The following is a 15,593-nucleotide window of genomic DNA, read 5'->3' on the forward strand; positions in this document are numbered from 1 at the left end:
ACCCACTCCCCACGGCGCTGGGGTTCACGATCCAGCACTCGGGGAGATTGCGTGGAAGCACTCATCAATGGCATCAACGGCATCGTCTGGAGCAAGGCACTGATTTTCATGTGCCTGGGCGCAGGCGTTTACTTCACCATCCGCACCCGTTTCATGCAGGTACGCGGGTTCGTGGAAATGATTCGCCTCACCGTGGGCGGGCAGAAGTCCGATGCCGGGGTGTCCTCGTTCCAGGCATTGGCGATGTCGATGGCGGGGCGTATCGGCATCGGCAACATCGCTGGCGTCGCCACCGCCATCGCCTTCGGTGGGCCGGGCGCGATCTTCTGGATGTGGGTGATGGGCTTTCTCGGTGCGTCCACGTCCTACGTGGAATCCACGCTGGCGCAGATCTACAAGATCAAGGATGCCGATGGCCGCTATCGCGGCGGCCCGGCGTACTACATCGAAAAGGCGATGGGTCTGAAGTGGTACGCGCTCACCTTCGCGGTGGCCACCATCATCGCCACCGGCTTTCTGATGCCGGGCGTCCAGGCCAATGCGATTGCCGACAGCGCCATCAACGCCTGCCGGGGCACCAGCCTGTGCGGTGCGATGGACGGGCAGTGGATGGGCCTGCCAATGCGCGATGCGGCCAAGCTGGGCATCGGCATCCTGGTGGCATGCATGCTGGCGGTGATCATCTTCGGCGGCGTCAAGCGCATCGCCAACTTCGCCGAAATCGTGGTGCCGTTCATGGCGATGGGCTACATCCTGATGGCGCTGGTCATCATGGTGCTCAACGCCGAGCGCGTGCCGGACATGTTCGTCACCATCTTCAGCAGTGCGTTCGGTAGCCATGCCGCGTTCGGCGCCTTGCTGGGGCTGGCGGTGGAATGGGGCGTCAAGCGCGGCATCTACGCCAACGAAGCCGGGCAGGGCACCGGGCCGCATGCAGCGGCAGCGGCAGAGGTGTCGCATCCGGCCAAGCAGGGCTACGTGCAGGCGTTTGCGATCTACTTCGACACCATGATGGTGTGCACCGCCACCGCGTTCCTGATCCTCACCACCGGCAAGTACAACGTGTACGCGCCCGACGGTGCCAAGCCGGGCCTGTACGCCGGCCTGATCGGGGTGGAAGAAGGCCCCGGTTATGCGCAGGCGGCGGTGGAATCGGTGCTACCGGGCTGGGGCGCGGGCTTTGTGGCGGTGGCGCTGTTCTTCTTCGCCTTCACCACCATCATGGCCTATTACTACATGGCCGAAACCAACCTGAGCTACATCAATGGCAGCCGCCGCCGACCGCTCACCGTGCTGCTGCTGCGCCTGGGCATCATGGGCATGGTGATCTTCGGCGCGTTCCACAATGCGCAGCTGGCCTGGGCGCTGGGCGACATCGGCGTCGGCGTCATGGCCTGGCTCAACATCATCGCCATCCTGATCCTGCACAAGCCGGCCATGCTGGCCTTGAAGGATTACGAACGGCAAAAACGCCAGGGGCTGGATCCGGTCTTCGATCCGGTGTCGCTCGGCATCAAGAACGCGGATTTCTGGACACAACGATGAAACAGCATGATGGACGTGGCTCACGGCCGCCACGCGACAACACCGGCAGCGGCGCTGCGCCGCTCAACCCTTGGGGCCGTGCGGCGCCACGTGCGCCGGCACCGGCTGCGCCTGCGGCACGCACCGCCGCCGCCGCACCAGCCGCCGCCAACGCCAACACCGCGCGCGAGCTGCGTCTGTACGGCATCAATGCCATCCAGGCGGTGTTCGACGCGCGTCCGCAGGCGCTGCGCAAGCTCTACCTGACCGAGGCGCGCATTCCGCAGTTCAAGGCCTTGCTGGCCTGGTGCGTCACCCAGCGCATCGGTTACCGCGTGGTGGAGGAGGCCGACCTCACCAAGCTGGCGGCCAGTACGCATCACGAAGGCATCGTGGCCGAGGTGTTGCGGGTATCGCCGCAGCCCTTGCAGGAGTGGCTGGCGGCATTGCCGCATGGCCCGGTGCTGGCGCTGTGGCTGGATGGCGTGGGCAACCCGCATAACTTCGGTGCGATCTTGCGCTCGTCGGCACATTTCGGCGTTGCCGGTTTGCTGCTGTCGGCCGGCTCCACGCTGGGCCTGTCCGGCGCCGCCGCGCGCGTTGCCGAAGGCGGTGCCGAAGCCGTGCCGCTGGTGCAATTGCCCGAGACCGCTGTGGCGATGACGCAGCTGCGCCAGGCCGGCTTCGCGATCGCGGCCACGCTGGTCGACGGTGGGCACGATGTCTTCGCCGCCGCGTTGCCGCAGCGTCTGGTGTATGTGATGGGTGCGGAAAGCGCAGGCATGGATCGCCAGTTCGCACGCGAGTGCGATCTGCAGTTATCCATCCGTGGCAGCGGCAAGGTCGAAAGCCTCAATGTGGCGTCGGCCACCGCCGTGTTTCAGGCGGCCTGGCGCGCCCGCGTCGACACCGGAGCGCTGTGATGCGTCCATCGGCCTGGTTGCTTGCTGCCCTCTGCACACTGAGCGGCAGCGCGTTTGCTGCCGCGTCTACGCTTCCTGCGACGCCGCCGGAAGCGCGCACCGATCACGGTGTAGTGCGTGGGCAATGGCAGGCCGACGGCAGTGCGGTGTTTCGTGGCATCCCCTTCGCGGCGCCGCCGCTGGGCGCATTGCGCTGGCGCCCGCCGCAACCGGTTGCCGCATGGACGCAGGTGCGTGACGCCACCCAGGCGGCCACACCGTGCGTGCAGCCCGCGCTGGGCTGGAACGATGCGATGGCCAGGCGCGGCAGCGAAGACTGCCTCTACGTCGAAGTGCAGACACCCACGCTGAAGCCGGCAACCCCGTTGCCGGTGTTTGTGTGGATCCATGGCGGCGCCAATGTCGCCGGCGGTGCAGATGGGCATCTGCCCACCAATCTTGTCGCGCAGAACATGCTGGTGGTGACGCTGCAGTACCGGCTGGGCGCGTTGGGCTTCCTGTCGCTGCCGGAACTGCGCGATGGCGACAACCAAGCGGCCGGTAACTACGCATTGCTCGACCAGATCGCCGCGCTGCGCTGGGTGCGCGACAACATCGCGCAGTTCGGCGGCGACCCTGCGCGGGTCACCATCGCCGGGCAGTCGGCCGGTGGCCAGGATGTGGGCTTGCTGATGCTCAGCCCACTCGCGCGCGGGCTGTTTTCTGCAGCGATCGAACAAAGCGGCACCGCCGGTTTCGGGCTGCCGGCGCGCAGCCTGGAAGACAATCGCGCGTTGGGCGTTGCCATCGCCAAACGTGCAGGTATCGACGATGCCGCAACGCGCCTGAGCCAATTACGCGCGTTACCGGTGAAGCAGTTGCTCAAGGCCGGGCAGGGCGTGGATGTGCCAGCGTTGGATGACGATGGCTACATCTGGTTGCAAGCCGTTGTCGATGGCCGCGTGCTGCCGCGCGCCCCGGCCGAGCTGCTGGCCAGTGGCGCACAGGCCAAGGTGCCGCTGTTGATCGGCTATGTAGTGCAGGAGCTCACCTACGGCGGCGACCAGGGCGCACAGGCGCGTCTGCGTCGCGATTATCCCGACCGCGCCGAGGCGGTGTTGCAGGCGCAACGTAAGCATGCAGCGCAACGTGCCGAGCGCCAGGGCAATGCCGCGATGCAGTTGTCCACCGATCTCACTTTCCGCTGCCCGGCGGTGACTGTGGCGCAGCGCCAGGCCGCGCTCGGCGTGCCGGTGTGGCATTACGTGTTCGACACCGCAGCGCCGGGTGGGCAGGTGACCCACAGCGCCGAACTGCCGTTCCTGTTCAAGAACCTGCCCATCGGCCAGCCAGCGGTGAGCCTGCAAAAATATTGGGCGGCATTCGTGCAGCGAGGGAATCCCAACGCCAAGGGCTTGCCTGCATGGCCGGCATTTGCGCCGAAACATGCGGCGCTGCAGTTCGATGCGCGCGGCGTGCAGCAGATCAAGGACGCGCGCCCGGCCGTGTGCGCAGGCGTGGATTTGCCGTAAGCCGGCGTCCATTGCCATGGCGAGTGGCGTGGTGAGTCCTTGCTGGCTGTGTGTCGCTTGCAAGGACCACCAGACAGCGTGGGCGCGCCTGCCGTGGTGAGTATTCTGCATTGGGCGGGCCGATAAACCACCACCACTTGGCCGCACGCTGCAGTGGTGCTGGCAGTTCTGACGTTTCAGCATGCACCGCACAACTGCGCAACTGCGTGCGGGTTCGTGTCGTGGCCAACAAGCGAACGCGCGCGCTGCAGCAGTGCGCGCGTTCGCAGCGACTCAGCGGGCGCAGCCCGGCCCGCCGAAGTAGATGCCGCCGTTCTGCATCTCCGGCGACAGGCTGGTGCGGGAGACGCCGGCTCCCAACGCATACGGATAGCTGTAGCCGGCAATCGCCAACGTGTAGCACGACGGCTGCTCCACACTCATCGATGACAACCGTTGTGCAGGCCAGGTGGCCATGGCCGCATCGCGATAAAAGTGGTTGGCCTGGAACGCGGCCTGCCGGTAGCCTGCTGATGCGAACCGCCCGCTGCCCATTGGTGTGCTGGGGCGACCATCCCAGGTGGAAATTTCGCCACCGGCCGAGATGAAGATGTTGGCGCTGCCTTCGGCAATGTCGCCGGCATACAGCTCGGCCTTGTAGTAGCCGATCCATTCGCCATTCAAGCCGAACCACCAATAGCCGTCGGCATTGCGTTGGAATTCCACATGCAACATGGCCTGCTTGCCGCCCGCCGTGCTGAAGCCGCCGGCAGGCGCTGCGCCGAGCACATTCGCCGTGCTGGTCTGCACGAAGTCGGCGCAATCCAGGTTATGGCAACCGGTGTTGATATAGCCGTCCTGCGTGGAATAGATAAACAGGATCGGGGTGTTGCCCCAGCCTGCGCCAGGTTGGGTTTGCCAACCGGCTTCCAGGGTCTGGATCTGCCGTTGCGCCGTGTACCCAGCCAGCCAGATCTGGCTGATCGACTGCGCATCGTTGGCGCGCACGGCCGGCACCCAGGTGTTGAGATCGGCACCGGCGCCGGTCACTGGCGAGCCGGCGGTGTCCAGGTAAATGGTGGAGTAGTAATGCACCACCGACGCGGCATCCTGCGCGGCGGGTAGCAGAGTGGGGCGGTCGGGTGCCGTCGCCTGCGGTGTGGTGCCGCGCAAGAACGCCCGCAGCGTTGCGTGTTGGCTCATGTCAGCCAGGCCAATACGCTGCAACGGCACACTGCCAGCGTCGCAGCGTTGCGCCGCATCGAGTGGAGCGCTGCTGCTGACACCGGCGGCAATGCTGGGCGGCATGGCAAGCGCGCCGCCATCACGCAACGCGGGCTGCTGCGCGAGCGGAATGCAGTCGAACACCTTGCCGCGCTGATGCACGCTGCGCAGCACGGTCAGGCCGTTGTAGCGATTGAACAGATAACGCTGCATCTGCGCGAAGGCCGCTGGGTCGCGGACCTTGGCAGTGACCTCGCGTGTGGCGTAGCTGCGCTGTGCCTGCGCATCCAAAAATTGCTTGAATTCCTGCGTGACCAACGGAAATGCACGCGATACCGCAGCAGTGCTGTGCTGCATGCCGGCACGCTGCTCGGGCGCAACACGTGCGGTGGCAGGTGTGCGCAGCAGCGGCGGCATCAGCGCATCGATACGTTGATCATCTGCAGCCGAGATGGAGGGCGATAGCAAGGTGCCTGCAAGGCTCGCGGGCGCTGCTGTGCAAATGGCAAGCGCGACAACGGCGCGGCCGATCGACATCGGTCGCTTGGAACGAAACGTCATGGGAGTATTTCCTGGCGCCGGAATGAAACGGCCCCGCATGCGGCGAACCATGCAGGCCGCGCCATCACGTCACAGGGCGAGCCGGGAAATAGCTGGCAACGCACACCTGCGGTGAAGGTGCGCGCATCCTAAAACGTATGCTTTGCAAAAGTATTCGAAGATATTGATTGCGTGACGCCAGGCACACGCCAAGCGCAATGCGCTAAGCGGATGTCCGGTACAAACATGTACTTGGCGATGTGCGGTGCAGTGCCGCTGCGCAACAGTGCCCACGGTCACGGTCACGGGTATGGAGCTGTGGTGTTGCAGCAATGCCCGGCTGCTATCGATCTGTCATCCCACAGGTCGAGCGCACCTGCGGGAATCGTCGCTGCACAGCATCGTCGTATCCTCACTCACCCCCTCTCAAGATGAGAGAGGGGGTGTGTTGCATCGCGCCCCGAGCGCTGCGCTTATTTCTTCTGCAGCCGCACCGCTGCGCCGCCGCTTGCAGCCAGTTCCAGTTGCAGGCTGTCGTCACGGGTGAGCTTGCGGGTCTCGATGCGGACCTCGGTCGGCGCCTGGCCGTCGGCGTAGATCGTTGCGGTCCAGCTGCCCTTGCCCAGGAACGACAACGGCAAGCGCAAAGTGCGCGCTTGCTCGTTGGTCATCGCACCGACGTACCAGTCCTTGCCGCTGCGTCGTGCCAGCGCGATGTGCTCGCCGATCGCACCTTCCAGTGCGCGTGTTTCGTCCCAGCTTGCCGGGACATCGCGCAGAAACTGCGCTGCGGGCACGTTTTCGTATTGCTCGGGGCTATCTGCCACCACTGCGAACGGGCTCTCATACACCACATACATCGCCAGCTGCTGCGCACGTGTGGTCATCACTTGCGGTGCGATGTGCTGCATCTTGAATTCGGCCGGGCGCACATTGCGAAAGCCGCCCGGCGTGTAGTCCATCGGCCCGAGCAACATGCGGGTAAACGGCAGCGTCAGGTTATGCGTGGCGGTGATGCGCGTGGTCCACTTGTTGTACTCGGCGCCGAGCACGCCTTCTTGCGTCAGATAATTGGGATAGGTGCGGGTCAGGCCGGTCGGGTGATACGCACCATGCAGGTCCACCAGCAGTTTGTGTTCGGCGGCCTTGCTCAGCAGGCGGTGATAGAAGTCCACCATCTGCTGGTCGTCGCGGTCCATGAAGTCGACCTTGATGCCCTTGATGCCGAGTTGCTGGTACCACGCCAGCGCTTCGTCCATGTGCGCATCGAGTGCACGCCAGTGCGCCCATAACCACAACCCGACATCGCGCTTGCGTGCATAGGTCACCAGACCCTGCAGGTCGAGTTGCTCTACGGGGCGCCGGATATCGGCATCGCTGTTGTATTGCCCGTCGCCGGTGCTGCCGTAGTACCAGCCGTCGTCGATCAACATGTATTGCAGCTTCAACTGCTGCGCGTGATCGATGTAACGTTGGATCGTGGCGGTATTCATGCCAGGATGTTCCACCCCGCCGGCAAGGTTGCCCGACCACCAATCCCACGCCGATTTGCCCGCGCGCACCCAGCGCGCATCGAAGGCCGGCGGCGGGTTGAGCGCAGAAATCAGATTGGATTCGATCAGGCTCGCCGGGCTGTCGCCCAGCATGATCACGCGCCACGGTGTTGCGAAATCGCGTCCCTTCGCGTCGAACGTGACCGCCATCTTCGGTTCGTCCAGGCGCGGCGACAACTTTGCCGACACGCCCAGTCCACCATCGGCGCGGCCGGTGAGATACAGGCCTGCGTAGTCGCGCAGATTCGCCTCGCCGATCGCCAGCGTGGTGCCGCGTGCATCGATCTGGCACACCAGCGGTAACTCAAGCAAGTTGTGCGGGCGCAATTTGGACGCGGCGATAGCGTCGTACTCGCCCTCGTGGCTGGTTCCGAACCGGCCCAGGTTCAAGGTCCAGCATGGGTAGTCGCGCGGAAACGCAAAGCTGGTGAGTTCGTCGCGGATGCGTACCTCGCCGGCATCGGGCAACACGTAGCGCAGCGCCACGCCATCGTCGTACGCGCGCAGTTCCACGGTGAGTCGGCGTTGTTGTTGATCGGTCAACTGCACGCGCAATTGATGATAGTGATCGCGCACCTGTTGGGTCTTGCCAACCGGTAACGTAAACGTGCTGTCGTGCGTGTCGGTGCTGCTGCCCTGCACGGTCATGTTGCGGCCGAGTTTGCCGGCCTTGCCAAGATCCAGTCCGAGCGGTGCGTCGTCGAGCACCAACGTGTTGCGGTACAGCACACGATAGCTGGGGACGCCACCGTCGCGTAGCGTGAATTCCACTTCGGTACGTGCATCGGGCGATTGCACACGCAGGCTCTGCGCGGTTGCTGGCGTTGCGATCACACACAGCAATGCGCATGCCGCCGGTAGTGCGGACTGGATCAGGTTTCGCATAAGTCCCTCCTCCTGGGAACGCCAACCCTAACGCAGAAAGTGTTGTCGTCGATATCGCCTTGGGGTAACGTTACCTCGCACCATGGTCGCTGAAACAGGGGCGGCAGCCACGGGCGGCATCACCGGATACAACTGCGCTACGTCGATTGGATGTATGCCGGTTGCACAGATGTGGTGTGCACCGTTGTGTGGCAGTAGAGCTTGGGAGAGGCCTCTAATGCTGATGGTTCGCAAGGCGTTCCGCCGTGGAGCGCTGTGGCTGTTGTGTGGGTGCATCGGTTGGACCGCAGTGGAGGCTGCCCCTGCCGAGATGGCTCCGCCAGGTCCTTACGATGTCCGCGTGCTTGCGGGCGGGATGGGGTTGGCAAAGAAGTTTGCCGCCGATACGCCATTGCTCGCCGCCAACGCGGACTGGAGCATGTCGGGCTGGGTGCGCCCATCGCGTGCAATGACCGGTGCAGCGTTGATTGCCGGCATTGGCGATCCGCGTGGTGCGGGCCGTTACTTTGCGATCGACAACGGCATGCTTGGCTTTGTGCAGGGCGCCGACACCGTGCTGCGCAGCAAGCAGGCGCTGTCTTTAGGCACGTGGACGCAGGTGACTGCGGTGGCACAAGGTGGCCGTTTGACGCTGTATGCCAACGGGCGAAAGGTCGCCAGTGGTGCAGTGCGTCAAGTGGTGGCTGCGCCGATGCTGATGTTTGGCCCGCGCGAGCAACCTGCGGCGTACACGCAGCACTTCGGTGGTGAGATTGCCGACTTCGTCGCGCGATCTGGCGCGTTGGAGACAGCGGCCATTGCGCAGCTTGCAGCGCACGCGCCCGACCCGGCGCTGCAACGGTTTGAAGATGCATCGCCGGCATGGCCGGTGCAGGTCAAGCAGATGGCCGGCCAGTTGGCGCCGCAGGCCGCATCCACCTTGCCGCGCAGCACCGCTGGGTTTTCTGCACCGGTTGCCAAGCCGGCGCCGGCCGCGCCTGCATTGCAGCCGCTGGACGATGCAGCCTGGCGCGTCGGTGCGTGGCAGTTGGCCGCTGCGCCGCAGCTTGGGCAGGCAACGGGTGCGACGCTGTCGCACAGTGATACGGACGCCGGCAATGCGGCCTGGCGTGTTGCGACGGTGCCGGGCACGGTGCTCACCACGCTGGTCGATCGCGGCGTGTATCCGGACCCGGATATCGGCCTCAATAACATGGCCATTCCCGAATCGCTGAGCCGGCACGACTGGTGGTACCGCAGCAGTTTCGATCTGCCTGCAGCCGCGCAAGGCAAGCGGCTGGAGTTGCTGTTCAACGGCATCAACTATGCCGGCGAAATCTGGGTCAACGGCACCCAGGTCGGGCGCACCCGCGGTGCATTTGCACGCGGTCGCTTCGATGTCAGCAAGCAGCTCAGAGCCGGCCGCAATGTCATTGCGGTGCGTGTCTCGCCGCCGCCGCATCCGGGCATTGCGCATGAGCAATCGATGACTGCGGGCGTTGGCGAAAACGGCGGTATGCAGGCGCTGGACGGTCCCACGTTCATTGCCAGTGAGGGCTGGGACTGGATTCCTGCGGTGCGCGATCGCAATGCTGGTCTGTGGCAGGACGTGCAACTGCACGCCAGCGGGCCGGTGACCATCGGCGACACCCAGGTAGTGACGGCGCGCCTGGCGCCGGATCATCGTCGTGCCGAACTCGAAGTCACTGTGCCGCTGCGCAACGAGAGTGGCGCTACCGTGCAAGGCAATGTGCAGTTGGCCATCGGCGATGTGCGCATCCAGCGCCAGGTCAACGTGCCCGCTGGCGGCAGCACGCTCACGTTCACTGCGGCCGACACGCCGCAGCTGGTCATCGCCAACCCGCGCTTGTGGTGGCCCAACGGTTATGGTGAGCCGGCGCTGTATTCGCTGCAGGTTGGCGTCGATGTGGCCGGTGCGCCATCGGATGCGCAGCAGCTGCGCTTCGGCATTCGCGAGGTGACCTACGAACTGTCCCTGTTCGACGAAGACGGCGCGCTGCGCCGGGTGCTTGTCGATCTCAACCAGGCACGCCAACGTGGCGAGCGCATCGTCGATATACGGCATGAGGCGATCCGCGCGGTACCGGGCGGCAAGGCGCAATCGTTGTATCCGGGCGCACTGGCTTCGCCGGCAGTGCAGCAACTGCAAGACACCACGCTGGCGCCGCATCTGGTGCTGCGCATCAACGGGGTGCGTATTGCAGTCAAGGGCGGTAACTGGGGTATGGACGACTGGCGCAAGCGCGTCTCGCGCGAGCGGCTGGAGCCGTACTTCCGCCTGCAACGCGACGCGCATTTCAACGTGGTGCGCAATTGGGTGGGGCAGAACACCGAAGCCAGCTTTTTCGATCTGGCCGACGAATACGGCATGTTGGTGCTCAACGACTTCTGGCAGTCCACCCAGAACTACAACATGGAGCCGGCCGATGCGGCCCTGTTCCTGGACAACGCCGCAGAGGTGATCAAACGTTTCCGCAATCATCCGTCCATCGTGTTGTGGTTCGGACGCAATGAGGGCGTGCCTGCGCCCATCCTCAACGAAGGCTTGGACAAACTGGTTGCCGACCTCGATGGCACGCGCTGGTATACCGGCAGCTCCAACGAGGTGAATCTGCAGGGCAGCGGGCCGTACAACTATCGCGAGCCGGTGGCCTACTTCACTGCGTTGGCGCAGGGCTTTTCGGTGGAAGTGGGCACGCCGTCGTTCTCCACGTTGGAGTCGTTCAAGGCGTCGGTGCCTGCAGTCGGCGACCAGTGGCCGATCAGCGATGCCTGGGCGTATCACGACTGGCATCAGTCCGGTAATGGCGACACCGCAAGTTTCATGCGGTCGCTGACCGACAAGCTGGGCGCGCCGACCAGCCTGGAGGATTTCGAACGCAAGGCGCAGCTGCTCAACTACGACACCCACCGCGCGGTCTTCGAAGGCTTCAATGCGCAGCTGTGGACCAAGAACAGTGGGCGCCTGTTGTGGATGAGTCACCCGGCGTGGCCCAGCAACATATGGCAAATCTATAGCCACGATTACGACACCCATGCCGCCTACTACGGCGTGCGCAATGCCGCGGAAACCTTGCATGTGCAGATGAATCTGCCTGGTCACGAGGTAGTGGTGGTCAACAACGCGGCCGAGCCGGTGCGCGGCTTGCGCGTGCGTGCAGAGGTCTACGGCAGCGACGGCAAACTGCTGCAGCAGCGCGAACAGGCAGTGGATGCGGCCGCAGTTGCAGTCTCTGCGCCGGTGCTGCAATTGGCACCGTTGCTCAAGGACACCAATGGCCTGGGGTTTGTGCGCCTGCAATTGCTCGATCGTGACGCGGTGGTGCGCTCGCGCAACTTCTATTGGGTGGCGCGCGATGCTGCCGCCATGCGCGGGCTGGATGCGCTGGCCAAGGTGCCGGTGCAGCTCACTACGCAAGTACGCGACGCGGCCGAGCCGGTGTTGCGCGCCAGCGTGCGCAATGCATCGCAACAGGTGGCACTCAACACCAAGTTGACCCTGGTGGATGCGCAAGGCCAACGCATCCTGCCGGCGTACTACAGCGACAACTACCTGAGCCTGGTGCCGGGCGAGCAGCGCGAGGTGGAAATCCGTGGCCCGTCTGCGGACACCTTGCGCAACGCCACGCTGCAAATGCGTGGCTGGAATGTCGAACCATCAACCGGCGCTGCCAACGGGCTTCCGTAGCAGCGCCAGCACGTTGCCACGCCGTGCACGTGCACGGCGTCTGCACTGACCCGCCGATCGGCGCGTCTTCCAACACTGCAGTGCCCCCCGGCATTGCCATTCGAAACGCTCGTGGATTGTCGTCATCCCTGGGAGGGGACTATGAACAAGCTGCATCGCAGTACGCGTCACACCCCGCTGGCCGCCGCGCTGGCGGCTGCACTCACTTTGGTCGCGGCAACTGCCGCAGCGCAGGAAGCCGGTAGCACCGCCGGCGTCACCGAGTTGGACAAGGTCATGGTCAAGGGCGTGCGCGGCGCGCAGGCCGAAGCCATCGAAAACAAGCGCACCGCCGCGCAGATCATCGACTCGATCTCGGCCGAAGATATCGGCAAGCTGCCTGACGTGACCATCACCGATTCGCTGCAGCGTGTGCCCGGCGTGCAGATCCGGCGTTCGGCCGGCGAGGGCTCGCAGCTCAACATCCGCGGCATGCCGCAGGTGCAGACCACGATGAACGGCGAACTGTATCTGAGCGCCGGCGGTGGCGACCAGTTCGGTCAACCGAATATCGGCCGCGCCCAACCGGATTTTGTCGACATTCCGCCGACGCTGTTCAGCGGCGTGGATGTGATCAAGTCGCCCACCGCCGCCGATCTGGATGGCGGCATCAGCGGCACGGTGTCGCTCAAGACACGCCGCCCGTTCGATCTGCCCGAAGGCTGGACCTTCAGCGGCCAGGCCGAAGGGTCCTACGGCGATCGCGTGCAGGAACTCAACGAGTTGTACTCGGGGCTGGCCAGCTTCCGCACCGAGCGCTGGGGGGCGTTGCTGGCGGTGTCGTACTCGGATGCCACGCTGGAAAACAAGCACCCCAGCGTGTATTCCAACGGCGCGCAGAAATCGACCGAGCAGAACGTAGGCTTCGACTTCAACGGCGACGGCCGCATCGGCAGCAACACCGATCCGTCCAACCTGCCACGCGATTATTTCTACAACTGGGTCGCCACCGAACTGGATAACCGCAGCACCGACCGCCAGCGCACCGGCGTCAACGGCTCGTTCCAGTTCAACATCAACGACTCCTGGACGGTGCTGGCCGATGCGGCCTACACCAAGCTCGAAGACCACGACACGTCGGTGGCCGCGCAGCTGCACACCGGCTGGGCAACCAATCAGTTGCAGCCGGGATCGGTGGTCGATTCCAATGGCGTGCTCGAGTACGGCCAGTTCCGCTACAACCGCTTCCAGGCGCACTCGATGGCGGGCGTCGCCGATTCGGATTCGCTCAACACCAACCTGGAGCTGCGCTTCGATGACGGCGGACCGTTCCGTGCGTCGTTCCGCTGGGTGCATGGCGATGCGCAGCGCACCTACGACGAAGCGCGCGCCGATGCGGTGGTGACACGTGGCGATCAGATCACGCGTGCCGGCGGCGTCACCCAATGGGCGAACGCGAATGGCTTGCCGGTGGTCGATGCTTCGGTGGATTTCCGCGGCAGCTATCCGGCGGTCAACCTCGGCACCGATGTGTCCAACCCGGACAACTGGCAGCTGATGTCCACCTGGGCGCAGGGCAACAAGATCGAAGCCACGATGGATGCATTCCGCGCCGATGGCACCTTCGAGTTCGACGAAGGCGTGGTGCGCGGCTTCCAGTTCGGCATTCGCTATGGCGAGCGCGAGGTTAAGCTGGACACCTATCGCTACCTGTCGCCGGTGTCGACTACCTGTGCAGACCCCAACCGCTCGCTGTACTACTTCAAGGACCCGCTGATTGTCGACACCTGCAGCGGCGTGTCCGAAGCGCGCCTGCTGCCGTTCAATTCGATCCCCGGCTACTGGGCATACTTCAACGACTTCGATCCGCTCAAGGTCACCGGCCTGGGCAGCCAAGGCTTGCCGGCGATCAACCCACAGGTCATGAAGGACCCGGTGGCCTATCTCAATAGCCTGTATCCGGGCAACGTGGCCTATCAGCAGGCTGCCGATTCGTACAAGGTCACCGAAAAAAGCACCGCGGCGTATTTTCTGGTGAATCTGGAAGGCGGTACCGGCAGTGCCGTGCCGTGGACGGCCAATATCGGCGCACGCATCGTGCAGACCAAACTCGCCATCGATCAGTATCTGAGCAGCGGCAATGTGTTTATCGGCAATGTCGAATGGAACGGCGTTAGCCCGGCGATCGGTACCAATCGTCTGAATCGTCAGTACACCGACGTGTTGCCCACCGCCAACCTGTCGCTGGATATCACCGACGCGCAGAAGCTGCGCTTTGCCTACAACAAGGCGGTGGCGCGTCAGGATCTGCCCGACCTTGGCCGCGGCCTGGTGAGCTTCTACGCCGTCAATGGCACACCGCCGCGTAACCCGTCGCTGCCTTCCGATGCGGTGCTGTTCCTCAATGGCCGTTCGGGTAATCCGGATCTGGATCCGTATCGCGCCACCAACTACAACGCATCGTGGGAATGGTATTTCTCCGATGCGTCGTTGCTCAGCGTGGGCGCGTTCCTGATCGACGTGAAGTCGTTCCCCACCACGGTGACCAACATCGAACTGTTGCCCGACGCCGATGGCGTGGCGCGGCTTGGCGGCCCGGTGGAGCGCATCGTCAATGGCGGTGGCGGCAAGATCAAGGGCTTCGAAATCGGCTATCAACAGGCTTTCGATTTTCTGCCGGGTTGGTTGAGCGGTTTCGGTACCAACATCAACTACACCTTTTCCGATGCCGATACCGACAACACCGATATCGAAGGCAATACGCTTCCGATCGGCGACAACTCCAAGCATCAGGCCAACGCGGTGCTGTGGTATCAGAAGGACAAGTTGCAGGCGCGCGTGGCCTACAACTGGCGCAGCAAGCGTTTCAGTCAGGTCAACAGCGGTGCGTGGGGCGACGAGCTGGCGATCTGGAACGACGATGTCGGCTATCTGGATGCATCCCTCAGCTACGACGTCAACGATCATCTGACGCTGTATGCCCAGGCCACCAACCTCACCGGCGAAAGCGAGCGGCGTTACGCGCAGTGGACCAACCACTACTACGATCAAAACATCTTCGAGCGTCGTTACTACGCAGGTCTGCGTCTGCGCTTTTGATGTGATGTCCTGATGTGATGTCTCGATGTGCGACACGGCGCACCCCCGCCTCGTGTCGCACATGATCTTCTGTTGTCCCTCTCCAAGCGGTCATTTCGCTTTCTTCCCGTCACCGGCATGCCGGTGCTGTAAGACGCCCGACGGCAACGTCGAGCACCCTCCCATTCGGCTGCATCGTCGGGAAGCGATGCGGCCGTTTTTTTTGTGCGTGATGGCACATACATTTGTGTAGTAATGCCTGCAGTCGAAATATGAGTGCGGGCATTATCTGGATCTGTGCCCAAACGCAATGTTTGGCGATTGCGTCTACCAGATATGCAGCGTAGTTTCCGCATGGCGAACTCACCACCCCGTTCGCAGGCACAGCATCCCATGCTGATCGCTCATTCGCTCCCTGGAGATACTCCGCAAATCACGGAGGCAACTGTCGCAACGAGAATATCGATGCGAGTGCGTTAGCTTCCAACGAATCCGAGGTCTTAGGTAATGTCTCGGACACAAGCGAGCCATTGGCTTGAGTGTCTTTGTGTGGACATTACTGACGTCATGCCATGCAAATGCTCTTCGGCGGGACGCCGACGGAGCGTGTTTGAGTGGCTCTAGACATCTCTGATGGGTGCCCTGAAGAGGAACAAAGCAGGCCAAAAAAGGCAGTGCTTCATTGATTTTCGAATAAAAACCATCCGAT

General features: G+C 63.6%; 7 protein-coding genes. 5 read left to right on the top strand and 2 right to left on the bottom strand.

Translation table 11 applies throughout. From position 1 onward, the window contains the following. Nucleotides 1–51 precede the first annotated feature (51 nt). From RQH86_RS09285 to RQH86_RS09295, 3 genes are read left to right on the top strand one after another with little or no spacing between them, the layout of a single operon-like run. A complete protein-coding gene (locus tag RQH86_RS09285; RefSeq protein WP_055848793.1) occupies nt 52–1,545 on the top strand; it encodes an alanine/glycine:cation symporter family protein in 1,494 nt (497 codons plus the stop codon). Further along, on the top strand, nt 1,542–2,447 hold the full coding sequence (locus tag RQH86_RS09290) for a TrmH family RNA methyltransferase (protein ID WP_311238911.1): 906 nt from the start codon (nt 1,542–1,544) through the stop codon (nt 2,445–2,447). The genes RQH86_RS09285 and RQH86_RS09290 overlap by 4 nt, the downstream gene beginning before the upstream one ends. Further along, nucleotides 2,444–3,958, top strand: a complete 1,515-nt coding sequence (locus RQH86_RS09295; RefSeq protein ID WP_311238912.1) for a carboxylesterase family protein — start codon at nt 2,444–2,446, stop codon at nt 3,956–3,958. The genes RQH86_RS09290 and RQH86_RS09295 overlap by 4 nt, the downstream gene beginning before the upstream one ends. A 273-nt stretch (nt 3,959–4,231) precedes the next feature. Here RQH86_RS09295 and RQH86_RS09300 read toward each other — a convergent pair whose 3' ends face one another. Further along, nucleotides 4,232–5,722 (bottom strand): neprosin family prolyl endopeptidase, encoded by a 1,491-nt coding sequence (locus RQH86_RS09300; RefSeq protein ID WP_311238913.1) that lies wholly within the window; start codon nt 5,720–5,722, stop codon nt 4,232–4,234. 452 nt (nt 5,723–6,174) lie between these two features. Continuing rightward, nucleotides 6,175–8,139, bottom strand: a complete 1,965-nt coding sequence (locus RQH86_RS09305) for a glycoside hydrolase family 97 protein (protein WP_311238914.1) — start codon at nt 8,137–8,139, stop codon at nt 6,175–6,177. A 217-nt stretch (nt 8,140–8,356) separates the two neighbouring features. On the opposite strand from RQH86_RS09305, the gene RQH86_RS09310 reads away from it, so the two are divergent. Beyond that, the gene (locus RQH86_RS09310; RefSeq protein ID WP_311238915.1) at nt 8,357–11,827 is read left to right on the top strand and encodes a LamG-like jellyroll fold domain-containing protein; all 3,471 of its coding nucleotides are present in this window, start codon (nt 8,357–8,359) and stop codon (nt 11,825–11,827) included. 141 nt (nt 11,828–11,968) lie between these two features. Further along, a complete protein-coding gene (locus RQH86_RS09315) occupies nt 11,969–14,905 on the top strand; it encodes a TonB-dependent receptor (protein WP_311238916.1) in 2,937 nt (978 codons plus the stop codon). The last annotated feature ends 688 nt before the right edge of the window (nt 14,906–15,593 follow it).

Source organism: Xanthomonas sp. WCS2018Noco2-27 (assembly GCF_031843525.1).
In the GTDB taxonomy this organism is placed as follows: Bacteria; Pseudomonadota; Gammaproteobacteria; order Xanthomonadales; family Xanthomonadaceae; genus Xanthomonas.